The organism is Streptomyces sp. NPDC001508, assembly GCF_040298665.1.
Taxonomy (GTDB): domain Bacteria; phylum Actinomycetota; class Actinomycetes; order Streptomycetales; family Streptomycetaceae; genus Streptomyces.
In genome coordinates this window covers 43,964-69,035 of the sequence record NZ_JBEPAP010000038.1, presented here as the reverse complement: position 1 = coordinate 69,035, position 25,072 = coordinate 43,964, and the positions used below count along the sequence as shown (strand labels likewise).

20 protein-coding genes are annotated in these 25,072 nt (G+C 71.9%); 13 read left to right on the top strand and 7 right to left on the bottom strand.

What is annotated here, in order from left to right:
• Positions 1–42: 42 nt before the first annotated feature.
• Entirely contained in the window at positions 43–306 is a 264-nt protein-coding gene (locus tag ABT245_RS28900) for a WhiB family transcriptional regulator (RefSeq protein WP_003975777.1), read from the bottom strand.
• Between the two features lie 643 nt (positions 307–949).
• On the opposite strand from ABT245_RS28900, the gene ABT245_RS28895 reads away from it, so the two are divergent.
• The 4 genes from ABT245_RS28895 (at position 950) to ABT245_RS28880 (ending at position 5,011) form a co-directional block, all read left to right on the top strand.
• Positions 950–1,456 carry a cysteine dioxygenase gene (locus ABT245_RS28895; RefSeq protein WP_351738767.1) on the top strand — a complete coding sequence of 169 codons (507 nt, stop codon included), beginning with the start codon at positions 950–952 and terminating at the stop codon, positions 1,454–1,456.
• 33 nt (positions 1,457–1,489) lie between these two features.
• Entirely contained in the window at positions 1,490–2,449 is a 960-nt protein-coding gene (cofD, locus tag ABT245_RS28890; RefSeq protein WP_351738764.1) for a 2-phospho-L-lactate transferase, read from the top strand.
• Between the two features lie 149 nt (positions 2,450–2,598).
• Positions 2,599–3,939 (top strand): coenzyme F420-0:L-glutamate ligase, encoded by a 1,341-nt coding sequence (locus ABT245_RS28885; RefSeq protein WP_502982216.1) that lies wholly within the window; start codon positions 2,599–2,601, stop codon positions 3,937–3,939.
• Between the two features lie 67 nt (positions 3,940–4,006).
• On the top strand, positions 4,007–5,011 hold the full coding sequence (locus ABT245_RS28880; protein WP_351738761.1) for a DNA-3-methyladenine glycosylase family protein: 1,005 nt from the start codon (positions 4,007–4,009) through the stop codon (positions 5,009–5,011).
• Between the two features lie 311 nt (positions 5,012–5,322).
• Here the strand turns inward: ABT245_RS28880 and manB are convergent, their stop codons facing one another.
• Positions 5,323–6,405 carry a mannose-1-phosphate guanylyltransferase gene (gene manB / locus ABT245_RS28875; protein WP_351738759.1) on the bottom strand — a complete coding sequence of 361 codons (1,083 nt, stop codon included), beginning with the start codon at positions 6,403–6,405 and terminating at the stop codon, positions 5,323–5,325.
• A 159-nt stretch (positions 6,406–6,564) separates the two neighbouring features.
• Entirely contained in the window at positions 6,565–8,085 is a 1,521-nt protein-coding gene (locus tag ABT245_RS28870; protein ID WP_351738821.1) for a peptidoglycan recognition protein family protein, read from the bottom strand.
• Between the two features lie 129 nt (positions 8,086–8,214).
• Between ABT245_RS28870 and ABT245_RS28865 the strand changes: the two genes are divergently transcribed.
• From ABT245_RS28865 to ABT245_RS28850, 4 genes are all read left to right on the top strand, one after another.
• Entirely contained in the window at positions 8,215–8,970 is a 756-nt protein-coding gene (locus ABT245_RS28865; protein WP_351738756.1) for a TIGR03089 family protein, read from the top strand.
• A 983-nt stretch (positions 8,971–9,953) separates the two neighbouring features.
• A complete protein-coding gene (locus tag ABT245_RS28860; protein WP_351738753.1) occupies positions 9,954–11,156 on the top strand; it encodes an LCP family protein in 1,203 nt (400 codons plus the stop codon).
• Between the two features lie 231 nt (positions 11,157–11,387).
• The gene (locus ABT245_RS28855; protein WP_351738751.1) at positions 11,388–13,178 is read left to right on the top strand and encodes an LCP family protein; all 1,791 of its coding nucleotides are present in this window, start codon (positions 11,388–11,390) and stop codon (positions 13,176–13,178) included.
• Positions 13,179–13,306: 128 nt separating this feature from the next.
• A complete protein-coding gene (locus ABT245_RS28850; RefSeq protein WP_351738748.1) occupies positions 13,307–14,902 on the top strand; it encodes an LCP family protein in 1,596 nt (531 codons plus the stop codon).
• A 91-nt stretch (positions 14,903–14,993) separates the two neighbouring features.
• Here the strand turns inward: ABT245_RS28850 and ABT245_RS28845 are convergent, their stop codons facing one another.
• A complete protein-coding gene (locus ABT245_RS28845; protein WP_351738746.1) occupies positions 14,994–16,022 on the bottom strand; it encodes a glycosyltransferase family 2 protein in 1,029 nt (342 codons plus the stop codon).
• A 128-nt stretch (positions 16,023–16,150) separates the two neighbouring features.
• On the opposite strand from ABT245_RS28845, the gene ABT245_RS28840 reads away from it, so the two are divergent.
• Together ABT245_RS28840 and ABT245_RS28835 are read left to right on the top strand one after the other, a co-directional pair.
• A complete protein-coding gene (locus ABT245_RS28840) occupies positions 16,151–17,680 on the top strand; it encodes an LCP family protein (RefSeq protein ID WP_502982215.1) in 1,530 nt (509 codons plus the stop codon).
• A 136-nt stretch (positions 17,681–17,816) separates the two neighbouring features.
• On the top strand, positions 17,817–18,179 hold the full coding sequence (locus tag ABT245_RS28835) for a four-helix bundle copper-binding protein (RefSeq protein ID WP_351738743.1): 363 nt from the start codon (positions 17,817–17,819) through the stop codon (positions 18,177–18,179).
• A gap of 129 nt (positions 18,180–18,308) precedes the next feature.
• Here the strand turns inward: ABT245_RS28835 and ABT245_RS28830 are convergent, their stop codons facing one another.
• A complete protein-coding gene (locus ABT245_RS28830) occupies positions 18,309–19,613 on the bottom strand; it encodes an LCP family protein (RefSeq protein ID WP_351738740.1) in 1,305 nt (434 codons plus the stop codon).
• Positions 19,614–19,731: 118 nt separating this feature from the next.
• On the opposite strand from ABT245_RS28830, the gene ABT245_RS28825 reads away from it, so the two are divergent.
• On the top strand, positions 19,732–20,295 hold the full coding sequence (locus tag ABT245_RS28825) for an acyl-CoA thioesterase (RefSeq protein WP_351738737.1): 564 nt from the start codon (positions 19,732–19,734) through the stop codon (positions 20,293–20,295).
• 220 nt (positions 20,296–20,515) lie between these two features.
• A complete protein-coding gene (locus ABT245_RS28820) occupies positions 20,516–21,859 on the top strand; it encodes a UDP-glucose dehydrogenase family protein (protein ID WP_351738735.1) in 1,344 nt (447 codons plus the stop codon).
• 925 nt (positions 21,860–22,784) lie between these two features.
• Here ABT245_RS28820 and ABT245_RS28815 read toward each other — a convergent pair.
• The gene (locus tag ABT245_RS28815; protein ID WP_351738733.1) at positions 22,785–23,297 is read right to left on the bottom strand and encodes a CGNR zinc finger domain-containing protein; all 513 of its coding nucleotides are present in this window, start codon (positions 23,295–23,297) and stop codon (positions 22,785–22,787) included.
• An 89-nt stretch (positions 23,298–23,386) separates the two neighbouring features.
• Between ABT245_RS28815 and ABT245_RS28810 the strand changes: the two genes are divergently transcribed.
• Positions 23,387–23,755, top strand: a complete 369-nt coding sequence (locus ABT245_RS28810; RefSeq protein WP_351738731.1) for a VOC family protein — start codon at positions 23,387–23,389, stop codon at positions 23,753–23,755.
• Positions 23,756–23,890: 135 nt separating this feature from the next.
• On the opposite strand, the gene ABT245_RS28805 is transcribed toward ABT245_RS28810, so the two are convergent.
• Entirely contained in the window at positions 23,891–25,069 is a 1,179-nt protein-coding gene (locus ABT245_RS28805) for a dipeptidase (protein WP_351738728.1), read from the bottom strand.
• Positions 25,070–25,072 lie beyond the last annotated feature (3 nt).

Genomic DNA, 25,072 nt, shown 5'->3' with positions numbered 1-25,072 from the left:
CCGTTCGTGACCTCTGTACGTGAAGGTTCCGTGCTGTTCGAATCAGACGGCCGCCTTCTTCAGGCGGCGGCGTTCACGCTCGGACAGGCCGCCCCAGATGCCGAAGCGCTCGTCGTTGGCGAGGGCGTATTCCAGGCACTCGGAGCGGACCTCGCAGGCGAGACAGACCTTCTTGGCCTCTCTGGTCGAGCCGCCCTTCTCGGGGAAGAATGACTCGGGGTCGGTCTGGGCGCACAGCGCGCGCTCCTGCCAGCCGAGTTCCTCGTCCGCGTCGTCGACCAGCAGTTGCTGCACCAGCTCGGTCATGTGCGCCCCTCGTCTGTCTTTCACGTCCCCGTGTGGTGGCCGTTACCGATTTCGGCTGAACGACACGAGTGAAATTACAAGTGTGCTGCTCCGGGCGAGTCAAGCCGAGATCTGCTATTGGGCCCGTTATTCACTCTGCGGAACCAAGGCCGTGCGGAAAGTGTTCAAATCGCCATAAACCTTGCCACGCCGAGGGGGCCCGGGAGGGCCGCCGACCTCGCACAGACATCCGTACGGAGAAGGACGCCCAGGAGTTCGATCGCGTTCCGACGAGACCCGTGCTCCCGGATGTGCGCCATGTCTCCCGGACACCCGGTGGGCAAACCTTTCCTCCCGCAGATGAACCGGATGAGGTGAAGCATGTGCCACATTTCGAGCGTCGAGTTGACAGTGCGGGTGTGAACCGCTGTCCTTGTGGGCATGCTCGCGCATTCGGCACTCATCCCGACCCGCTCCGCCGGGTCGCACGGGGCTGCCCGCGCCCGCTGTAGCTGTTGTCTCTGTTCCGGCTGTTGAGCCACCCGCGCTCCGGCCGCCCCCACGCCTCCGCTTGGTAGGCCCCTTTTCCTTTCGTACCGCCCTTCCTTCGGTTCGCCGTTCCATAAGCCGCCCCTCTTTCCTGCCGAGGACCCACAGCACCCCCATGAACAGCGAGAACGACCTCCAGATCGCCGGCGATCTCCTCGAAGTCCCGCACCTGCTCCAGCCACCGCGCGAGCACCCGGCCACCGTCGCCGAGTTCGTCGGCCTCGCCCGCGCGGTCGCGGCCGACCGCGCCCAGTGGGAGCACCTCGTCCGGTACGACGCGACGACCCGCTGGTACCACCGGCTGCGCACCGGCCCCGGCTACGAGGTGTGGCTGCTGTCATGGGTGCCGGGTCAGGGCAGCGGGCGGCACGACCACGGCCGCTCCTCCGGAGTGCTGACGGTCCTGGAGGGCGCGCTGACCGAGCGGACGCGGCAGGGCACCCGCGTACTGGCGCCGGGCGTGCAACGGGTGTTCGCGCCGGGCTATGTGCACGAGGTGCTCAACGACGCGCTGGAGCCCGCGGTCAGCCTGCACGTCTACCACCCGGGCCTCACGGAGATGCCCATGCACACCGCCCCGCACTGCGAGGCGCGCGTCGACCCGCGTCCGGTGACCGCCTGACGCGTTGTCGTACCCGGCTGACACACTGGCCCCATGCGCATTGTGGTTCTGGCAGGCGGCATCGGCGGTGCCCGGTTCCTGCGCGGCCTGAGGCAGGCCGCGCAGGACGCGGACGTCACGGTCATCGGCAACACCGGCGACGACATCCACCTCTTCGGGCTGAAGGTCTGCCCGGACCTCGACACGGTGATGTACACGCTCGGCGGAGGCATCAACGAGGAGCAGGGCTGGGGTCGGGCCGACGAGACCTTCCACCTCAAGGAGGAACTCGCGGCGTACGGGGTCGGTCCCGAGTGGTTCGGGCTCGGCGACCGGGACTTCGCCACACACATAGTGCGGACGCAGATGCTGGGCGCCGGCTATCCGCTGAGCGCGGTCACCGAGGCACTGTGCGACCGCTGGAAGCCGGGCGTACGGCTGATCCCGATGACCGACGACCGCGTCGAGACGCATGTGGCGGTCGAGATCGACGGCGAGCGCAAGGCCGTCCACTTCCAGGAGTACTGGGTGCGGCTGCGCGCCTCCGTTCCCGCCGAGGCCGTCGTGCCGGTCGGCGCCGAGCAGTCCAAGCCGGCGCCGGGTGTCCTGGAGGCGATCGCCGAGGCGGACGTGATCCTCTTCCCGCCGTCCAACCCGGTCGTCTCCGTCGGCACGATCCTGGCCGTGCCCGGTATCCGGGAGGCGATCGCCGACGCCGGGGTGCCGGTGGTGGGCCTGTCCCCCATCGTCGGGAACGCGCCCGTGCGCGGGATGGCCGACAAGGTGCTCGCGGCGGTGGGGGTGGAGTCCACGGCCGCGGCGGTCGCCGAGCACTACGGCTCGGGGCTGCTCGACGGCTGGCTGGTCGACACGGTCGACGCGGACGCGGTCGAGCGGGTGGAGACCGCCGGCATCCGCTGCCGGGCCGTGCCGCTGATGATGACCGACGTGGACGCGGCCGCGCAGATGGCGCGTGAGGCGCTGGCACTCGCGGAGGAGGTGCGGGGAGCGTGAGCGACGAGACGATCCCGCGGCGGGCCGTAACCGGTGGCACCGCCGACACCGGCACACGTGCGGGCGCGCTCGCCGCGACCGGCGCCGGGGACAGCGATGCGGGCGACGCCGACGCGACTGACGGGCCTGCGGCTGGCGCGGACGGTGGGGTGGCCGACGCCGCTGACGAGCCTGCGGCTGGCGCGGACGGTGGGGTGGCTGGTTTTCGGGTCTGGGCGCCTGACGGGATTCCCGAGGTGCAGCGCGGTGACGACATCGGCAAGCTGATCGCCGCCGCCGAGCCCGGGCTGCGCGACGGGGACGTGCTGCTCGTCACATCCAAGATCGTGTCCAAGGCGGAGGGGCGCGCCGTCGAGGCGGCCGACCGGGAGGCGGCGATCGACGCGGAGACGGTACGGGTCGTGGCCCGGCGCGGCCCGCTGCGAATCGTCGAGAACCGGCAGGGCCTGGTCATGGCCGCCGCCGGGGTCGACGCCTCCAACACCCCGGCAGGGACCGTGCTGTTGCTGCCCGAGGACCCGGACGCGTCCGCGCGCGCGATCCGCGACGGGCTGCGCGACGCCCTCGGCGTGGACGTCGGGGTCGTGGTCACCGACACGTTCGGACGGCCCTGGCGCGCGGGGCTCACGGACGTGGCGATCGGCGCCGCGGGCGTGCGGGTCCTGGACGATCTGCGCGGCGGCACGGACGCGTACGGCAATCCGCTCAGCGCCACCGTCGTCGCCACGGCGGACGAACTGGCCGCAGCGGGCGACCTGGTGAAGGGCAAGGCGGACGGGCGGCCCGTCGCCGTGCTGCGCGGGCTGCCCCACCTGGTGGCCGGGGAGCATGCGCCGGGCGCGCGTGCCCTGGTGCGCGACGCGCGCGACGACATGTTCCGGCTCGGCACCTCCGAGGCGATACGGGAGGCGGTGACCCTGCGGCGTACCGTGCGGGCCTTCACCGACGAGCCCGTCGATCCCGGGGCGGTACGGCGGGCGGTGGCCTCCGCGGTGACCGCGCCGGCCCCGCACCACACGACGCCGTGGCGGTTCGTGCTGCTGGAGTCGGCCGACGCGCGGACCCGGCTGCTCGACGCCATGCGGGACGCCTGGATCGCGGACCTGCGGCGCGACGGCAAGAGCGAGGAGTCGATCGCGAAACGGGTGCGCCGCGGGGAGGTGCTGCGCGGGGCGCCCCATCTCGTCGTGCCGTGCCTCGTCATGGACGGCTCGCACACCTATGGGGACGCGCGGCGCGACGGTGCCGAGCGGGAGATGTTCGTGGTCGCCATGGGCGCGGGCGTGCAGAACTTCCTGATAGCGCTGGCCGGGGAGCGGCTGGGGTCGGCGTGGGTATCGTCGACGATGTTCTGCCGGGACGTGGTGCGCGAGGTTCTGGGGCTGCCCGGCACCTGGGATCCGATGGGCGCGGTGGCGGTCGGGCATCCGGCGGAGCGGCCCCGGCCGCGGCCCGAGCGCGAGGCGTCGGCGTTCGTGGAAGTACGCTGACGGTGCCGTATGAGCGCCTGGTCTCGTACGTCTCGTAGGACTACTCCGGCAGCTCTGGGACCCCATCGTGGCAGGACGCTTCGCTCCGCGGCCCACGCGTACGACCGTGCGCGGCGGGCACATCGCCGTGCCCGCGGGCGTGCCGCGGCAGACCGGACCGGCTCCGGGGCGGGTACGGACCTGGGTGCCGGACGGGCCGCTCGACCTCGGGCTGGTGCTCGGGCCGCTCAGGCGCGGGCCGGCGGACCCCACGTTCCGGGCCACGCCGGACGGGTCCGTGTGGCGGGCCAGCAGGACGCCCGACGGGCCCGGGACGCTACGGGTGTGCGCGTACGGCGGCGGGGTGCGCGGGGAGGCGTGGGGTCCGGGGGCGGACTGGCTGCTGGAGCGGCTGCCTGAGCTGCTCGGTGCGGCGGACGACCCCGACGTGTTCGCGCCGCGGCACCGGCTGGTGGCCGTGGCCCGGCGCCGGCGGCCGGGGCTCAGGCTCACCCGGACCGGGCTGGTGCTGGAATCGCTGATCCCGTCGGTCCTGGAGCAGAAGGTCACGACCGGCGAGGCGTACCGGGCGTGGCGGCTGCTGGTGCGCACGTTCGGGGATCCGGCGCCGGGGCCGATGGCCGGGCGCCTGTGGGTGATGCCCGCGCCGCGGACGTGGGCGCTGATCCCGTCCTGGGAGTGGCATCGGGCCGGGGTCGACGACAAGCGGGCGTCGACGATCCTGCGTTCGGTGCGGGTCGCCGCGCGGCTGGAGGAGGCGGCCGGTATGGAACCGGCGGACGCGCAGGCGCGGTTGGAGCTGGTGCCGGGGATCGGGCCCTGGACGTCGGCGGAGACGGTGCAGCGCAGTCATGGGGCGCCGGACGCGGTGACCGTGGGGGATCTGCATCTGCCGGGGATCGTGGGGTGGGCGCTCGCCGGGGACCGGTACGCGGACGACGCCGCGATGTTGTCGCTGCTTGAGCCGTACGCGGGCCAGCGGCACCGGGCCGCCCGCCTCATCCTCCTGAGCGGAAGGGCACCGGCCCGCCGCGCCCCCCGCATGCCCCGCACGGACATCGGCCTGCTGTAGCCCCCGCGCCGACAAGACCTCCGCGCAACGGCACACACCCAACGCCACCCCCCTCACGCCCCGCACGGACATCAGCCTGCCGTAGCCCCCACGCCCACAGGACCTCCGCACCCAACGGCACACACCCAACGCCACCCCCGTCACGTCGGCGACGACAAGAACCACGGCCGACGCGCGGTCCGCGAGGCCGGAGGGCACCCAACTGCGTGCCGCCGGGCGACCGCGGCCTGGCGGGCCGGGGGGGCCTGGCGGGCCGGGGGGGCCTGGCAGGCCGGGGGCTCCGGTGTGATGGGGGGCGCCCCCGGAGGGGGTTACTGGTCTGAGGAGAAGCGGACTGCGCCGGCTGGGATGTGGGCGTCGCACCATACCCGGGCGCCCTCGCGGAGTTCGTTGTCGGCGCCGATCACCGCGCCGTCGCCGATGACCGTGCCGGTCAGGACGGAGCGTTCGCCGACCCGGGCGCGGGTGCCGATCAGGGAGTCGGTGATGACGGCGCCGGGTTCGATGACCGCGCCGGGCAGGATCGTGCTGCCGAACACCCGGACGCCGCCGGCCACGAAGGCGCCCTCACCCACCACCGTGCCGCCCGTCAGCTTCGCGTCCGGCGCCACCCGTGCCGTCGGCAGCACCAGCCGGTCCCCGCAGCGACCGGGGACGGCAGGCGAGGGGACCCGGCCCAGCACCAGGTCGGCCGAGCCGCGCACAAAGGCGGCCGGGGTGCCCAGGTCGAGCCAGTACGTCGAGTCCACCATCCCCTGCAGATGGGCCCCGGCCGACAGCAGGTCCGGGAAGGTCTCGCGCTCCACCGACACCGGGCGGCCCGCCGGGATCGTGTCGATCACCGAGCGCCGGAAGACATACGCCCCGGCGTTGATCTGGTCGGTGACGATCTCCTCGGGGGTCTGCGGTTTCTCCAGGAACGCGAGGACGCGGCCCGTGTCGTCGGTGGGCACCAGACCGTAGGCGCGCGGGTCGGTCACCTGGGTGAGGTGCAGGGAGACATCGGCGCCCGTCGACTCGTGTGTGTCCACCAGCGCCCCGATGTCGAGGCCCGTGAGGATGTCCCCGTTGAAGACCAGCACCGGGTCGTCGGGCCCCGAGTGCAGGCGCGCGGCGACGTTGCGGATCGCGCCGCCCGTGCCCAGTGGCTCCTCCTCGGTGACGTACTCGATGTGCAGGCCGAGCGCCGCGCCGTCACCGAAGTACGGCTCGAAGACCTCGGCCAGATAGCTCGTGGCGAGGACGATGTGGTCCACGCCGGCCGCTCTGGCCCGGGCCAGTTGGTGGCTGAGGAAGGGAACCCCGGCGGCCCGGACCATGGGCTTGGGCGTGTGCACCGTGAGGGGACGCAACCGGGTGCCCCTGCCGCCGACCAGGAGGATGGCTTCTGTCACCTGTCGTCTCTGCTTCCTGCCGGGACCGGCCGAACTGTCTTCCGGCCGGCCAGTGTATGCAGACCCTGCGATGACGCCCTGATGGCCGCGCGGTGTCCCGGACATCCGCGTACGGATTTCCCCCGGCCGTCCCCGACGGCGTGAACGCGTGCCGCGGCCTCAGCGCCCCTGGTAGCGGGCCGCGGCGGAACGGGCCGAGCCGAGCTTGGAGTACAGGTGCTTGCCCGGGCAGTCCGTGGCGTATCCGTCCCGATGGCCGGAGATCACGTTCAGTCGTACGTTCTTCCCCTTGGGGTACAGGTTCCCACCGCCGGACTTGAGGTATGTCTTGCCCTTCGGATCGGCGCCGAAGAGCCCGAGCTTCCACGCCGTCAGCTTGGCGACGGCGGTCACCGCGGAGGCGGTCGGCTTGCTGGAGTTGAACGTGCCGATGGCCGCGATTCCCATGCTGTCGCTGTTGAACCCGAGGGTGTGGGCGCCCAGGACGGCCTTGGTCACGCCACCGGCGCGGCCCTCGTAGATGGTGCCGCACTTGTCCACGAGGAAGTTGTAGCCGATGTCCCGCCAGCCCATGCTCTTGACGTGGTAGCGGTAGATACCGCGGATGACGGACGGGGCCTGCGCGCACTTGTAGTTGTTGCCCGAGGCGGTGTGGTGCACGAACGCCGCCTTGACCGACTTGGTGTAGACGAAGCCCCGTTCACGCAGTTTCTCGTCCGCGCCCCAGCCGTGCCGTGTGACGATGCGCGGGCGCGGCCCGACATACGGCTGGGCGTGCTCCGCCCCGGGCCGTGGGGCACCGCGCAGGGCGAGCGCCTCCCGCTCGGTGTCCTTCTTGCTCAGCGACGGGATCTCGGCGGCGCCGAGGGGGACGAGGTCGGTGTTGGCGGCCGAGGCGCCGGCTTCGGCGTCGTCCAGATCGACATGGGTGCGGGAGGCGTCGGCCGGTGAGAGCTGGCGCGGGGGTTCCGTACCGGGGTCGATCAGTTCCAGACGCAGCCCCGAGGGCAGGGGGGACGGGGAGCCGCCGGTGCGGCCGTCGCCGGTGGCCGGTGCGGCATCGGCCCGGACCCGTAGCTCCACGGCGTCCGAGTCGCCCACCCACAGCGGGGCCGTGGCGCCGCGCACCCGGCCCGAGGTGCTTTCCGCGCTGCCCGGGTCCGCCCCGTGGTCGGCGTTGTGCGTCTCGACGTCCTGCCAGCCGGACCACTTGCCGGTGGCGGCGGAGCGGGTGCGGACCTGGACCTGGCCGTGGAGTTCGGTGCCGGGGTTGTCCCAGACCACGCCGACGAGTGAGAAGTGGCGTACGTCCCGGCGGTGCACGCCCTGCTCGGAGACGGAGCCGAGGACGCGGTCACGGGTGAGGGGGACGAGGGGCAGCGACTGGGTGCCGCCGGGCACGGCGGCGTCGGTCGGCCGGCCGACGGTCGTGGCCCCGTCCGCGGTCGGTGCCGGTCTCGCGGCCGGTGCCGGTCTCGCGGCCGGTGCCGGTCTCGCGGCCGCGGCGGTCGGGGCGGGCGCGGCGGTCGGGGCGGTCGGGGCGGGCGCGGCGGTCGGGGCGGTCGGGGCGGTCGGGGCGGGCGCGGCGGTCGCGGGCAGGGTCAGCGGGAGGGCGAGTACGGCCGCGCAGGTGAGACCGACCGAGGGGGCACCGATCGAAGAGGAGAAATATCCACGCATGCCCATGATCTTGAACATAGTCACACATATCTGTCCATCGGTGAACTGACGGCCCGTCGGCTGCCGCTCCCCCGAACCGGTGGCGCCGCCCATCGGTGCGCGCTCACGCCGCCGCGTACCCTTGCACGGGTGAACGCCACCGATCGCACCCCTGCCGACCTGCTGCGTTCCGCGCTCGCCGCGGACCCCGTACGCCCCCTGGTGACCTTCTACGACGACGCCACGGGCGAACGCGTCGAACTGTCCGTGGCCACCTTCGCCAATTGGGTGGCCAAGACCGCGAATCTGCTCCAGGGCGACCTGGCCGCCGGACCCGGGGACCGGGTCGCGCTCCTGCTGCCCGCGCACTGGCAGACCGCGGTGTGGCTGCTGGCGTGTTCGTCGGTGGGCGCGATCGCGGACGTGGCCGGGAATCCCGCCGCGGCCGACGTCGTGGTGAGCGGGCCGGACTCGCTGGAGGCGGCGCGGGCCTGTTCCGGCGAGCGGGTCGCGCTGGCGCTGCGCCCGCTGGGCGGGCGTTTCCCGCAGCCGCCGGCCGGGTTCGTCGACTACGCCGTGGAGGTGCCGGGCCAGGGGGACCGGTTCGCGCCCTTCGCGCCGGTGGATCCGGAGGAGCCGGCGCTGATCGTGGCCGGGGCGGAGATGACGGCGGCCGAGGTCGTGGAGCGGGCCCGCGGCGACGCGCCCGCGCTGGATCTGGTCGGGCCCGGCTCCCGGCTGCTGTCGGGACTGCCGTACGACACCTGGGAGGGGCTCAGCGCCGGGCTGTACGCGCCGCTGGCCGTCGGCGGGTCCGTGGTGCTGTGCCGGAACCTGACGCGGCTGGACGAGGCGGCGCTGGCCAAGCGGATGGAAACCGAACGGGTGACCGCGGCACGCCACTGAGCGGACGGCTCCGCCCGGAAGCAACGGCCCAACCGCCCCGGCGGCACCCGCGCCCGCCCACGCCGACCGGAGCAGACGCCAGCCCCGACGGCACCCGCAACCGCCCGCCGACCGGAACAGAAGGCGCCGGAGCGCAGAGGCGGCCACGCCCGGCGTGGAGAGCGGTCCCGCCCGGGAACGAGCACCGCCCTGCCAGGGAACGAGCATGGCGACACCGGGAATCGAGCGCGGCCCCGCCGACCGGAGCAGACGCCTGACCCCGCGCCACCGACAGGCGAGCACACCCACCCCGACCGGAGCAGACGCCAGCCCCGACGGCACCCACAACCGCCCGCCGACCGGAACAGAAGGCGACGAACAGCGGAAGCGGCCACACCCGGCATCGAGCACCGCCCCACCCGAGAACAAGCAACGACCCACCCGGGAACGAGCATGGCGACACCGGGAATCGAGCGCGGCCCCGCCGACCAGAGCAGACGCCTGACCCCGCGCCACCGACAGGCGAGCACACCCACCCCGACCGGAACGGACGCCAACCCCGACGCCACCCGCACCCACCCACGCCGACCGGAACAGAAGGCGACGAACAGCGGAAGCGGCCACACCCGGCATCGAGCACCGCCCCACCCAGGAACGAGCACACGGCCCCACCGGGGAACGAGCACCACCCACCGACCCGAGCAGACAGCGATCCCCCCGGCACCCGCAACCGCCCACACCGACCCGAGCAGACGGCGATCCCCGCGGCACCCGCAACCGCCCACACCGACCCGAGCAGGCGGTGGTCCCGGGTGGTGGGGGGTGTTACCGGAGGTTATGTGCATGTTTTGGGGTGGCTGTCGCGGCGGGGCGGCCCCGACCTCCGGAGGACTCGTCGGATTTCACCTGATTGGAGTAACACGGGGCCGCCTCTGGAACCCCCGCGGGCCATCGTCGTAGGAGCAGGACGACACGCTCGTACGCCACGAGGGGGTGGACCGGACGTGACCGACACCGCAGGTACGCCCCCCGGGAGCGACCCCGGTGCGGACGTGGGCGCCTCCGCCTCCGGAGACGGGTTGATACGCCGGCGCCGGCGGCGCTGGACACAGGGGGCGGTCCTGGGGCTGACGGCGCTGGTCCTGCTGGGCGCGGGGGGCGGCCGGCTCGCGTACACGAGACTCGACGGCGACATCACGGCGGACGAGGCGGCCGCCGCCGAGTTGGCCCGCTATGAGCGTGAGCGGCCCACGGCACTGGTGCGCGGCGCGCAGAACATCCTGCTCATCGGCTCCGACACGCGTTCGGGGGACGGCAACGGGGCGTACGGGCGGAACACGGGGAACACGGGGGCCGGGCGGTCCGACACCGCGATCCTGCTGCACCTGGGCGCCGACCGGCACAGCGCCACCGCCGTATCCCTCCCCCGGGACCTGATGGTCGCCGTGCCGAGCTGTCTGCGCCCGGACGGCGGGCGCAGCGCGCCGGGCTTCGCGATGCTCAACAGCGCCTTCGAGACGGGCGGTTCGGCCTGCGCGGTGCGCACCGTCGAGAAGCTGAGCGGCATTCGGATCGATCACTACGCCGTCGTCGACTTCAGCGGGTTCAAGGAGATGGTGGACGCCGTCGACGGGGTGGAGGTGTGTCTGCGGGAGCCCGTCGACGACAGGGCCGCCGGGCTGAGGCTGCCCGCGGGCCGGGTCACGCTCGACGGCGAGCAGGCGCTCGGCTATGTGCGGGCCCGCAAGTCGCTGGGCGACGGGAGCGACACCGACCGGATGGAGCGGCAGCAGCAATTCCTGGGCGCGCTGGTCAACAAGATGCGCGGCAACGATGTCCTGCTGAACCCGGTGAAGCTGTATCCGCTGCTGGACGCGGCCACTTCGGCGCTCACCACCGACCCGGGGCTGGCCAGTTTGCGCGGCTTGTATCAACTCGTACGCGGACTGCGGAACATCCCCACCGAACATGTGCAGTTCCTGACCGTTCCGCGGGAGTCGTATCCGTCCGACGCCAATCGCGACCAACTCGTCGAACCCGAGGCCGGAAAGCTGTTCGAGCAGTTGCGGTCCGATGCCCCGGTGACGATCACCCGGCGGATTCCATCGGAATCGGCGACAAAAAGTGGCAATTCAGGTGGGCAGAACGACCCCTCTCCGCCACCGACCTTCCGCGGGAACACCGCCACCGAGGACCCCTGCGGGTAAAGCCCGCGCCAAGGGAACGAACTTCCGTCCAGAAATATGAGGCGGATTGCCCGGTTGTAGGGAGGTGGAATTTGTCACCGCCGTCGCTTGAAGCCGAACTGGCCGGATAGTGTGAGCGATCCGGTGCACCATGCCACGAGGACCGTCCTGGGGCCGTGCACTGTTTGAACCGAGACCCGAGCGCCTGAGGGGGAAGGCGCCGCGTGGCCCCGACGGAGGATTCGGACAATCGTGGACGCGCAAGGCCGTGGGCGGGCGGACAACATCGATCCCGCAGACCAGTGGGTGCTCAATCCGAACACCGGCGAATACGAACTGCGACTGAGTCCTTCCGCACCGCAGTCGTCGGTGCCCGGCCCGCGCAGATCCGATTCCCGGGGATCCGGCCGTGCCCCGCGGGAGCGAACGGCGACGCCGGAGCGAACGGCGACGCCGGGCCGGCAGCAGAGCAGAGCACCGGGCCAGAAAACGGGCCGGGAAACGGGGAGGGCGCCCGGCCGGGAGGTTCCGCCGCAGCGCAGACGGCGGGCGGAGCCCGAGCCGCCGGCCGGCCGGCGCAGCCGCCGGCCGGTCAAGAAAAAGTCGAAGGCGAAGAAGGCCGTGGTGTGGACCGGCGGCACCATGGCGTTCGTCCTGATCGCCACCGGCGCCGCCGCCTACGCCTACCTCAAGCACCTCGAGGGCAACGTCACCACCACGGACGTGGGCAGCGCGGGCAAGCAGGGCTTCAGCAAGAACGAGGCCTTCAACATCCTCGTCATCGGCACCGACAAGCGCACCGGCAAGGGCAACGAGGGCTACGGCGACAGCGGCAGCGTCGGGCACGCCGACACCAACATCCTGCTGCATGTCTCCAAGGACCGGACGAACGCCACCGCGCTCAGCATCCCGCGCGACCTGATCGTGGACGTCCCGGACTGCCCGACGAAGCAGAAGGACGGCAGCGAGAAGGTCATCCCGGGCACGGACGGCGTCCGCTTCAACACCAGCCTGGGCCAGGACGGCCGTGACCCGGGCTGCACCATGCGCACGGTGGAGGCGGTCACCGGCATCCCCGTCGACCACTTCATGATGGCCGACTTCAACGCGGTGAAGACGCTGACGTCGGCCGTCGGCGGGGTCAATGTGTGTCTCGCCCACGCGGTGAACGACGCCAAGTCGCATCTGAATCTGCCCGCGGGCGAGTCCAAGATCGAGGGCGAGCAGGCGCTGGCGTTCGTCCGCACCCGGCATGCCTGGGGCAACCAGGGCGACCTGGACCGCATCAAGGTGCAGCAGCAGTTCCTGGCGTCGCTGATGCGCAAGATGGCCTCCAGCGACACCCTGACCAGCCCGACCAAGCTGGTGTCGCTGGCCGAGGCCGCCACCAAGGCGCTGACCGTGGACACCGGCATCGGCAAGGTCAGCACGCTGAAGGACGTGGCACTTGAGCTGAAGAAGGTGCCGACGAAGAACATCAGCTTCATGACGGTGCCGGTGCTGGACAACCCGGCGGAGGCGGTCAAGGCGACCGTCGTCGTCAACAAGACCACGGCGCCCGCGATCTTCGACGCGATCAAGAACGATGTCTCCTTCACCGAGGTGAAGAAGAAGCAGAAGGCGCAGAAGGACGCGCAGGCCGCCCGGCTCAAGGGCACCAAGTCCGACGCGTCCGAGGTCCGGGTGCGCATCCTCAACGGCGGCGCCGCGTCCGGCAGCGCGCAGGAGACCCTGCAGTGGCTGCAGAACGACGAGGGCGTGCTCAAGTCGGAGAACGCCGGCAACGCACCCGCGGAGTTGAGCAAGACCACCCTGGAGTACGGGCCGGACCAGGCGCCGCAGGCACGTAAGCTGGCCGCCATCTTGGGGTTGTCCGGTTCTGCGATGAAACCGGGCGAGAGCGTGACCAACTCCCAGGGGCTGCCGACGATAACGCTGACCCTGGGCAAGGACTTCAAGGGTGCGGGCGTGTCCCTCACCACTCCGACAAAGGCGCCGGACGTGGAGAAGTCCACTGCAGACAAGGTCAAGTGCGCCTCGTAGGTAACCCAACGGGCCCGTCGCGCGTCTAACCCGACGCGGGACGGGCCCGTTGCAGGGCGCAGGGTGGGGAGGGCAGGGATTTGGCGCAGAGCGGTGTGCGGGGGGAAGCTCCTGCGGTCGACGACACGATGTCGCTCGCACCGCGGGGACCAGACGCGTCCGACGGACGCGGCCGGCACGGCGGCGGGCAGCGCGGGGGCGGCCCGAGCGGCGGCCAACGGGGCCGCGGACGGCGGGCGTTGCGCTGGTCGGCGACGGTGCTCGCGGTGCTGATACTCGGCACGGCGGGCGCCGGCTACCTCTACTACCAGCACCTCAACGGCAATATCCAGAAGGGCCAGCGCAGCAGCGGCGACTCCAAGGCGCACCGGACCGAGCCGAACGCGGCCGGGCAGACGCCGATGAACATCCTGCTGATCGGCTCCGACAGCCGTAACTCGGACGAGAACGTGAAGCTCGGCGGCAGCAAGGACAACCGGGGCAACCCGCCGCTCGCCGACGTGCAGATGCTCATCCACCTCTCCGCGGACCGCAAGAGCGCGGCCGTGGTGAGCATTCCGCGTGACACCCGGGTCGACATCCCCCAGTGCAAGGACCCGGTGACCGGCGAAACGTTCCAGGCGACCAACACGATCATCAACGAGTCACTGGCCCGCGGCGGGGCCGGCTGCACGCTGGCCACCTGGGAGAACCTCACCGGGGTCTACATCGACCACTGGATGACGATCGACTTCGCCGGCGTGGTGAAGATGGCAGACGCCATCGGCGGGGTCGAGGTCTGTGTGAACCAGAACGTGTGGGACCGCCCGCTGCCCGGCGTGCCCGGCGGCTCCGGCCTGAAGCTGACGGCCGGCACCAAGAAGGTGAAGGGCGAGCAGGCTCTCCAGTGGCTGCGCACCCGGCACGCCTGGGGCAGCGACATCCTGCGGGCACGAGCCCAGCACATGTACATGAACTCGATGATCCGCACGCTGAAGCAGCAGAACGTCTTCACGGACACCGGCCGGCTGATGGGCCTCGCCGAGGCGGCCACCAAGTCCCTGAAGGTCTCGGAGGAGATCGGCACGGTCAGGAAGCTGTACGACCTGGGCATGCAGCTCAAGACGGTGCCGACGAACCGCATCACCATGACGACGATGCCATGGGTCGAGGACGCGCAGAACGCCAACCACGTCGTACCGGACCCTGCCGACGCCGAGAAGATGTGGCAGATGCTCCGCGACGACGTGCCGTTCGACGACAAGGGCGCGGCGGACACGGAGAAGAAGCCGACCGCCACGGCCGCGGCGACCAAGGCGCCCTCGCTCGCCGCGGACCGGCTCGGGGTGCTGGTGCAGAACGCCACCCGGACCGCCACCCAGGCCCCGGTCTCCGGCCGGGCGCGCACGATCAGCCAGGTGCTGGTGCAGCAGGGCTATGCCAGGGCGACGGCGGACACATCGGCGACGCTGTCCGAGGACGCGACGGTGGTGCGCTACCCGAGCGCCGACCTGGAGGGCGATGCCCAGGCGGTCGCCAAGTCGCTGGGGATTCCGACGAGTTCGGTGAAGAAGTCGACCGATGTGTCGGGGGTCACCGTCGTCGTGGGCGCCGACTGGCGCGAGGGCACCGCCTACCCGAAGCAGTCCAAGCCGAAGGCCGGGGACCTGCCCGGCAGTTCCGACGCCATCAACGGCTCGGACAAGGGCCAGTGCATGGACGTGTACCGGCCCTACCGGTGGTAGCCGACCGCCACGGGTCCCTGCTGCGGACATCACACGGGCCCCTCCCGGCGTCGAGAGGGGCCCGCATGGGTTCGGGTGGAGTCCGGTCGGTTCAGCGGGAGTTCAGCACCGCCGGGCGGCGGGAGGCGACGACCCGCCGGGCCAGGGAGCGCGGGCTGGTCAAAAAGCCCCAGCCCCAGGACATGTGCATGGTGGCGAGGGCCACGGGGATGCGCAGGCGGGCCGCCGGCGGCAGGCCCTTGCCCGCGGGCACCGAACCGGCGACGATCGCCGCCAGATAGCCGCCGGGGATCACGAGGGCCCAGGGGGTGAGGACCGCGCCCACCACGAGACCCGCCGCTATCGCGCACACCGCCGTCGGCGGGGCCAGATAGCGCACGTTGATGGAGCCCTCGTGGTAGCGGGCCACGACATGCCGCCAACGGCCGTAGTCCTTGTACTGCTTGGCCAGGGCGCGCACCGACGGGCGGGGGCGGTAGGACACCTTCAGCTCGGGCGAGAACCAGATCCGCCCGCCGGCCTCGCGGATGCGGAAGTTCAGCTCCCAGTCCTGGGCTCGGATGAACTCCTCGTTGTAGCCGCCCTGTTGCTCCAGTGCCTCGCGGCGGAAGACACCCAGGTAGACGGTCTCCGCCGGGCCGGGCTCGCCGCCGGTGTGGAAGGCGGCGTTGCCGACGCCGATCTTCGAGGTCATCGCGGCGGCGACGGCCCGCTCCCAGTCGTTCTCGCCCTCGGCGTGCATGATGCCGCCGACGTTCTGCGCGCCGGTCTCCTCCAGCAGCCGTACGGCGGTCGCGATGTAGTTCGGCGAGAGCATGCCGTGCCCGTCGACGCGTACCACGATCGGATGGCGGGATGCCTTGATCGCGGCGTTGAGGGCGGCCGGCGTGCGGCCGGTCGGATTCAGGACGGTGTGCACGCGCGGGTCGTCGCGGACCAGCTCGGCGGCGATCTCGTCCGTGCGGTCCGTGGACGGACCGAGGGCGATCACGACCTCCATCTCGCCGGCGTACTCCTGCGCGAGGATCGCTTGGACGGCGCCGCGCAGATGCCGCTCCTCGTCGAGGACGGGCATGATCACAGAAACTGCGGGGAGCCGCACGTCGGGCTTGGCGTTCATAGGGGGCTCACGTTACCGCGAACGGGGGACACGGGTGCGCGCCGCCGGGCCGCTGACGCGGGCTGGAGATCGTATGGGCCTACGGTGCTCCCGGATCCCACGTACGGCCGTCGTCCGGAGGTGTCCCCTTGTCCGCCAGCCCGTCTCGGCCCGCTGCCCGGCCGCAGCGCCGCCCGCAGCCGCCCCGTCCTGCGCAGCGGCCGCCCGCGCGGCCGGTGCGGCCCTTGCGCCAGAAGCGGCCCCGCTGGGCCATGCGGGCGGTGACGACGCTGTCCGTGGTGGTGCTCGCCTCGGCCGGGATCGGGCACGCGGTGGTCAGCAGCCTGGACGCCGACATCGCCCGGGTGGATCCGTTCCGGGACATGAAGAACCGGCCGAGCGGCGGGCACGGCACAAACGTCCTGCTGGTCGGCACCGACGGCCGGGACAAGATCACCGAGGAGCAGCGGCGGCGGTTCCGGCTGGGCGGCGCGCCGTGCCACTGCACCGACACGATCATGATCGTGCACATCTCGGAGGACCGGGAGCGGGCCACCGTGGTGAGCCTGCCGCGCGACTCGTACGCCGAGGTGCCCGAGCACGTCGACGAGACCACCGGGGCACACCACGGCCCGCATCCGCTGAAACTCAACGCGGCCTACGCGGAGGGCGGGCCGCAGCTGACCGTACGCACGGTGGAGCACATGACCCATGTGAAGATCGACCACTATCTGGAGGTCGACTTCACCAGTTTCATGAAGACGGTCGACGTGGTCGGCGGGGTCCGGATCTGCACCGCGACGCCCCTGAAGGACCCGTTCACCGGCCTTGACCTCGCGCCCGGCACCCACACACTGATGGGCGGCGAGGCGCTGCAGTACGTCCGTTCGCGGCACATCGACGGGGCCAGCGACCTCGGCCGGATGCAGCGCCAGCAGCGGTTCCTTGCGGCGCTGATCGAGCGGGCGACCTCCTCCGGGGTGCTGCTGAACCCGATGAGGTTCCGGGACGTGACGCGGGCGGTGCTGGGCTCGGTCCGGGCGGACACCGGCTTCGGCACGGACGAACTGCTCGACCTGGGCCGCGCGATGCGCACCTTCTCCCCCGCCTCGTCCGAGTTCACGACCGTGCCGATCGGGCAGATGGCGTTCCCGGTCAAGGGCATCGGGTCGACGCTGAAGTGGGACCAGGCCCGCGCGGAGCGGCTGTTCCGGTCGCTGCGCGAGGACAAGCCGCTCACCGTGGAGCGGCGGCCGACGCAGACCCCGTCCGTGCCGGTGGACGTGGCGCCGCAGCAGATCCGGGTGCAGGTGGAGAACGGCACCGGTACGGCGGGGCTCGGCAAGCGGGTGGACGCGGCCCTCGCCGCGACCGGCTTCGCCACCACCGGGCGGCCGGTGACCTCGGCGGAGCGGGAGGTGCGGCGCACGGTGGTCGTCTACGACCCGCGCTGGGACCGCTCGGCCCGGTCGGTGGCGGCGGCGCTGCCCGGCAGCGAGCTGCGGGCGGAGCCGGACCAGGGGCCGGTGCTCAGGGTGATCGCCGGGGCGGACTTCCACGCGGTGCACAAGGTGAAGGCGCCGCCGCCCGCGCAGGGCCGGCCGGGGGCGGTGCGCGGGGACGAGGTGCTGTGCTCCGGCAAGGACAAAGCGTCGTTCCAGGGCGTGTTTCGACAGTAGCGTCGTCCGCCAGGAGGGCAGACGGGACTGTCGAAACACGCTCTAGCGCGGTCGTCGGATGGCGGGACATAGCCGACCGGAGTAGGACGGAAGCACAGGGGCCCGTCGGGCCCCCTTCGTTCCCCGTGGAGGAGCCATGACCCAGCCCGGAACCATGCCGGCCATGACGCAGCAGATGCAGGACTGCATCCAGGCGTGCATGAGCTGCCACAGCGTGTGCGAGGAGACGATGAGCTCCTGTCTGTCGATGGGCGGCCAGGCCCAGATGCAGATCATGCGCACGCTCATGGACTGCTCGGAGATGACCCGGATGTGCGCGGACATGATGATGCGGCGCTCGCCGCTGTCCGCCGAGATGTGCCGGATGTGCGCGATGGCGTGCGACATGTGCGCGGAGGCGTGTATGGCCATGCCGGACGACGCCCAGATGCAGCGCTGCGCCGAGGCATGTCGGCGCTGCGCGGAGACCTGCCGAGCGATGGCAGCCACCCGAACCTGACCCCCACCCCCGAGGGCACCCCCCCGGGGTGCCCTCACCACGCCCCCAAGGGGGCGCTGGGAAACTGCGCGGCCAGCCGGGACGGCGCCGCTACCCGAACGACGGCGTATCACGGCCCCTCCAGCGGAGCTAACCCGTGACCGTGACCTTCTCGTCGTTGTTCAGTTCGTTCACCAACGTCTTGACCTTGGCCTTGTCCCAGACCAGATTGCCGCCGCTGGAGCCGGAGATCGGCATGTTCATCGAGGTGCCGTCGCCGCCGCTGACGCCCTTCATCGCCCAGAACATGGACGCCAGGTTCCACAGGCTCATGTCCTTGTCGACGGTCAGCGAGTCCAGGCCCGCGCCCAGCGTCGGATACAGCTTGAACGGGTTCAGGACCGTCGACGGCGTGGCCACCTGGTGGGCCAGCGCCGACAGGAACTTCTGCTGGTTCTTGGTGCGTTGGAGGTCGGAGGCGGCGAAGGCGTGCCGGGTGCGGACGAAGGCCAGCGCCTGCTCGCCGTTCAGCGTCTGCTTGCCCGCCTTGAAGTCGGCGCCCGAGTACTTGTCCTTGAAGCCCTTGTCGATGGTGATGTCGACGCCGCCGACCGCGTCCACGATGTCCGCGAAGCCGGCGAAGCCTATCTCCACGTAGTGGTCGATGTGCAGACCGGTGTTGAACTCGACCGCGCGGACCAGCAGGGTCGGCCCGTCCTCCGCGTAGGCCGCGTTGAGCTTCGTGTGCCGGCCGGTGCCCTGGTAGACCTTGCCGGACGTCGACCCCTTGTAGCTCGGGATCTCCACGTCCGAGTCGCGGGGCAGCGAGATCAGTGTGTCGCCGTTGTCGCCGACGTGCAGGATCATCATCGAGTCGGTGCGCTGCCCCTCGGCGGAGCCGGTGTGCAGCTTCTTCTTCTCCTCGTCCGACATGCCCTTGCGGCTGTCGGAGCCGACGATCAGATAGTTGGTGCCCTGGCCCGCCTCCGGCCGTTCGATGACCGTCGAGAGGTCGACGTCCCGGTTCAGCTTGGAGTCGGCCCAGAAGTAGGTCGCCACGGTGGTGACCACGAGTACGCCGACCACGGTGATCGCGGTCCACTTGATCCGGCGGCGCCAGTTCGGCGCGGGCCGCGGCCCGCGGGGGTCCGGCCCGGCCGGCCCGCCCGGACCGCCGCCGTAGACCTGCCCGGTGTTGTAGCCGCTGTCGTAGCCGTGCGGGTCGCCGTAGTCGTCGTAGCCCTGGCCGTCGGTGTAGGTCGGCTGCTGCGGGACCTGGCCGTGCGGCGGCGCCGACGGGCCGGGGTCACCGTACCCGCGCTGTCCCGGCGGGCCCTGCCGGCCACGCCGTACCTGGCGCATCACGCGGGCGCCCTCAGGCTGCGCGCCGGCGCTGCCGCGTCCGTAGCGGCTGCCGCGGTTGTCGTCGGACCATCCCTCGGGCCAATCATTCATGCGCCCCAGTGTGCCGGGCAGGGCTGTATGGCTTACAAGGGCCGTCGGAAAATAACAGCGCCGCTGTTGCCAACCTGACACAAATTCCGCAGATGTCGGCTCCGCATAAGGTGGGGCCATGACAGACCAGGCCCGCGCAGACCAGGCACGCGCAGCGGAGTCCGACATTCCGGGCAAGCCCGCATCGGCGTCCCGCACCACGCTCAGCCACATCATGACCCACAGCGACACCAACCTGCTGGGCACGGTGCACGGCGGTGTGATCATGAAGCTGGTCGACGACGCGGCGGGCGCGGTGGCCGGCCGGCACAGCGGGGGTCCCGCCGTGACCGCGTCCATGGACGAGATGGCGTTCCTCGAACCGGTACGCGTCGGCGATCTGGTCCATGTGAAGGCGCAGGTCAACTGGACCGGCCGGACCTCGATGGAGATCGGTGTGCGGGTCCTCGCGGAACGCTGGAACGAGTCGGCCCCGGCCACCCAGGTCGGCTCCGCCTATCTGGTGTTCGCCGCGGTGGACGCGGACGGCAGGCCCCGCCCGGTCCCGCCGGTGCTCCCGGAGACCGACCGGGACCGCCGCCGCTACCAGGAGGCCCAGATCCGCCGCACCCACCGCCTCGCCCGCCGCCGGGCGATCCGGGAACTGCGCGAGAAGCGGGCGGCGGAGGGGTTCGACGACTGAACACGCCCGCGGGCAGGGGCGGTCGGGCTCTCGCGGTCCGAGGGCGCAGGGGTACGGACGCGGTGGTGATGTTGATCACCGTTGGGTAACCGAGATTTCAGGGGCCGTCCATCTGGCGCCCAGGTGAGCCGGTGACAGCGGGCATGTTGCCCGCCGCGGGGCGCAGATCACCCCCGGCTATGCTCGGCCTCGCATCGCATCCGTTCCCCCAGGAGCACCCATGAGCCTGAAGATCACCGTGATCGGAACCGGCTATCTCGGCGCCACGCACGCCGCGGCCATGGCCGAGCTGGGCTTCGAGGTCCTGGGGCTCGATGTCGTGCCCGAGAAGATCGCGCTGCTCCAGCGGGGCGAGGTCCCGATGTACGAGCCGGGGCTCAGGGAGTTGCTGCGGAAGCACGTGGCCGGCATCGAGGGCGCCACCGGGCGGCTGCGGTTCACCCTGGACTGGGCCGAGGTCGCGGAGTTCGGCGATGTGCACTTCGTCTGTGTGAACACCCCGCAGAAGCACGGCGAGTACGCGGCGGACATGTCGTACGTCGACGCGGCGATCGCCTCCCTCGCGCCGCATCTGACCGGTCCCGCCCTCGTCGTCGGCAAGTCCACCGTGCCCGTCGGCTCCGCGGACCGCCTGGCCGCCCAGCTGGCCGCGCACGCGCCCGCCGGCGCCGACGCCGAACTGGCCTGGAACCCGGAGTTCCTGCGGGAGGGCTTCGCCGTCGAGGACACCCTGCATCCGGACCGGATCGTGGTGGGCGTGCGCAGCGAGCGGGCGGAGAAGCTGCTGCGCGAAGTGTACGCGGCGCCGATCGGCGAGGGCACGCCGTTCGTGGTGACCGACTTCCCGACCGCCGAGCTGGTGAAGACCTCCGCGAACTCCTTCCTGGCCACCAAGATCTCGTTCATCAACGCGATGGCGGAGGTGTGCGAGGCCGCCGGCGGCGATGTGGTCCGGCTCGCCGAGGCCATCGGCTACGACGACCGGATCGGGAAGAAGTTCCTGCGCGCCGGGATCGGCTTCGGCGGCGGCTGTCTGCCCAAGGACATCCGGGCGTTCATGGCACGGGCCGGCGAACTGGGCGCCGACCAGGCGCTGACCTTCCTGCGCGAGATCGACTCCATCAACATGCGCCGCCGCGGCCAGATGGTCGAGATGGCCCGTGAGGCGCTGGGCGGCGGCTCCTTCCTGGGCAGGCGGGTCGCGGTGCTCGGGGCGGCCTTCAAGCCCGACTCGGACGACGTCCGGGACTCACCCGCGCTCAACGTGGCGGGCCAGATCCATCTCCAGGGCGGTCAGGTGACGGTGTACGACCCGAAGGGCATGGACAACGCCCGCCAGGTCTTCCCGACGCTCGGCTACGCGGACTCCGCGCTGGATGCCGTGCGCGGCGCGGATGTCGTCCTGCACCTCACCGAGTGGCGGGAGTTCCGCGAGCTGGACCCGGCCGAGCTGGGCGCGGTGGTCGCGGCGAAGGTGATCCTCGACGGCCGCAACGCCCTGAACCCCGACCTGTGGCGCCGCTCCGGCTGGACCTACCGCGCCATGGGCCGCCCGACCGCGTAACCCACCCCACCGCTCCCACCGAGGGCTTTCAGGGACCTCGGGGCGCACGGCTGTTCCTAGACTAGGGGCGGCCCCTCCACGACAGCCCCGCGGTACGCGACAGACGAGCGACGCCCAGGCCGTACGGCACACCCACGAGACCGACCGACCAGGACCTCACGAAAGCACGCCGACCGCCCAACCGAACCCCACCCTCGCCCCCACAGGGCTCACGCCCCGACCTCGTCCCGGCAGGGGGCTCGCCCGGTCCACCCCGCGGGCCGGACACGGGCCCTCCACCGCACGGCCACCCGACGACTCGGCGCGCGTGGCCGCCCGGCGGTACGCGACAGACGAGCGACGCCCAGGCCGTACGGCACACCCACGAGACCGACCAGGACCTCGCGAAAGCACACCAGGCGCCCGACAGAAAACCACCCTCGCCCCCACAGGGCTCGCGCCCCGCCCACCCCCGCCCTCGTCCCGGCAGGGGGCTCGCCCACCGCGCAGGCCGACCCCGGCCCTCCACCGCACGGCCACCCGACGACTCGGCGCGCATGGCCGCCCGGCGGTATGCGGCAAACACGCCCAGGCCGTACGGCACACCCACGAGACCGACCGACCAGGATCTCGCGAAAGCACGCCGACCGCCCAACCGAACCCCACCCTCGCCCCCACAGGGCTCACGCCCCGACCTCGTCCCGGCAGGGGGCTCGCCCGGTCCACCCCGCGGGCCGGACACGGGCCCTCCGTCGCGTGGTCGGCTGGCGGCGCTGCGCGAGTCATTCCCGCCGACAACAGGTCGTCGCGTGCCGGCTGCGGTCGTTGCTCGGGGCGGGTGGGGGACGTCGGTTCGGCCGAGGCTCAGTCGGCCGAACCGGCGTCCTGGTGCATTCTGCCGCACCAGGCCGGGGCGCCGCCGACGAACGGGGTCCCTAGCCCATCCCTAGCCCATCTCCTTGGCCCGGTACCGGCGCATCTTCGCGCGCGCCCCGCACACCTGCATCGAGCACCAGCGGCCGCGGCCCGCGGGGCTGCGGTCGTAGTACGCCCAGTGGCAGGTCACGGCCTCGCACGCCTTCAGCCGCATCCAGGTGCCGGCCACCAGCGCCTCGGCGACGGCGGCGGCGACCCGGCAGAGCAGCGCAGAGCCGTCGGCGGCGGGGGCGAGGGCCGCGGCGCCCTCCCGGTCGTCGACGGCGACGTACAGCGGGGCGTGCGCGAGCAGCCGGCCGAGCGGGGTCACCTCGCGGTGCGGCGGGTGGCCCGCGTGGGCGAGCAGGGTGGCGCGCAGCGACTCGCGCAGTTCGCGCGCCGCCGGCAGTTCCTCGGCGCCGATGGCGAAGCGCGCCCGGCCGTCCGCCGTGTCGAGCGCGTCGGCGCCCGACTCGATGTCCAGGGTGTTGACCAGGCTCTCGATCAGCGCCAGCCCACCGGGTGCGGGCGATCGCTCACTCATGCTTGCGACGTTACCTCCCATGCGGCAGCATGCAGTAACAGTTACCTGTATCCCCGATCTGGGGGTAACCAGCGATCGAGGAGGACGTCATGACCTACGCCAAGCTCGGCGCCGTCGTACTGGACTGTCCCGATCCCCGCGCGCTCGCCGGGTTCTACGCCGAGGTGGTGGGCGGCACCGTCGAGACGCACCCCGAGGAGCCCGACTGGGTGGACCTGAAGCTGCCCGGCGGGCAGACGCTGGCCTTCCAGGCGGCACCCGGGTATGTGCCGCCGAAGTGGCCGGCGCCCGAGCAGTCCCAGCAGTTCCATCTGGACCTCGTGGTGGCGGACCTGGACGCGGCCGAGGAGAGCGTGCTCGCCCTGGGCGCGACCTCGCTCGACACGGCGGACCGCTCGCGCACCTGGCGGGTGTACGCGGACCCGGTCGGCCACCCGTTCTGCCTGTGCGCCGGCTGACCGGACGACACCCATGACACCCGCCGCGCCCGGGGGACACGGGCGCCCGGGGGCGTGCCGACTCATACCCCCGGGCGGTCTCGGCCGTCTCGTCGGGCGGGGTGGACGGCCGCAGGGGCCGCCCGGCCCGGGCGGTCAGCCGTCCAGGGACTCGATCGTGGCGTTGGACGGGGCGCGCGTCGCCTGGAGCGAGCGGGCCACGTCCTCCGCCGCGCCCAGCACCCGTACCGCGTTCTGCCAGGTCAGCTTGGCCAGGTCGGAGGTGGACCAGCCGCGGTCGAGCAGTTCGGCGATCAGGTTCGGATAGCCGGAGACGTCGTTCAGGCCGTCCGGTGTGAAGGCCGTGCCGTCGTAGTCGCCGCCGATGCCGAGGTGGTCGATGCCCGCGACCTCGCGCATATGGTCCAGGTGGTCGGCGACGGTGGCCACCGTGGCGACGGGACGCGGGTGCGCCTCCTCGAAGGCCCGGTGAACCTTCATCGACTCCTCCGTGGTGTCCAGGTGGTGGAAGCCGTGCGCGCGCATGTTGGCGTCGGCCTCGGCCGTCCAGTCCACGGCGGCCTGGAGCACGAACTTCGGCACGAACGTCACCATCGCCATGCCGCCGTTCGCGGGCAGCCGTTCGAGGACGTCGTCCGGGATGTTGCGCGGATGGTCGCACACCGCGCGGGACGAGGAGTGCGAGAAGATCACCGGCGCGGACGTCGCGTCCAGCGCGTCCCGCATCGTCGTCGCCGCCACATGGGACAGATCGACGAGCATGCCCAGCCGGTTCATCTCCCGCACGACCTCACGGCCGAAGGCCGACAGGCCGCCGGCGTTCGGTTCGTCGGTCGCCGAGTCCGCCCACGGCACATTGTCGTTGTGGGTGAGCGTCATATAGCGCACGCCCAGGCCGTACAGGCCGCGCAGGGTGCCCAGCGAGCAGGCGATGGAGTGGCCGCCCTCCGCGCCCATGAGCGAGGCGATACGGCCGTCCGCGCGCGCCGCCTCCATGTCGGCGGCGGTCAGCGCGGGCGCCAGGTCCTTCGGGTAGCGGGCCAGCAACTGCCGTACGCAGTCGATCTGTTCGAGGGTGGCCGGGACCGCGTCGGGCAGGTCCGAGCGGACGTACACCGACCAGTACTGCGCGCCCACGCCGCCCTCGCGCAGCCGGGGCAGGTCGGTGTGCAGATGCGCGTTCTGGTGGTCGGCGAGGTCACGGGCGGCGAGGTCGTAACGGACCTGCTCGCGCAGCGCCCACGGCAGGTCGTTGTGACCGTCGACCACGGGGTACTCGCGCAGCAGCGCCCTGGCTTCGTCCAGTGAGGTCATACC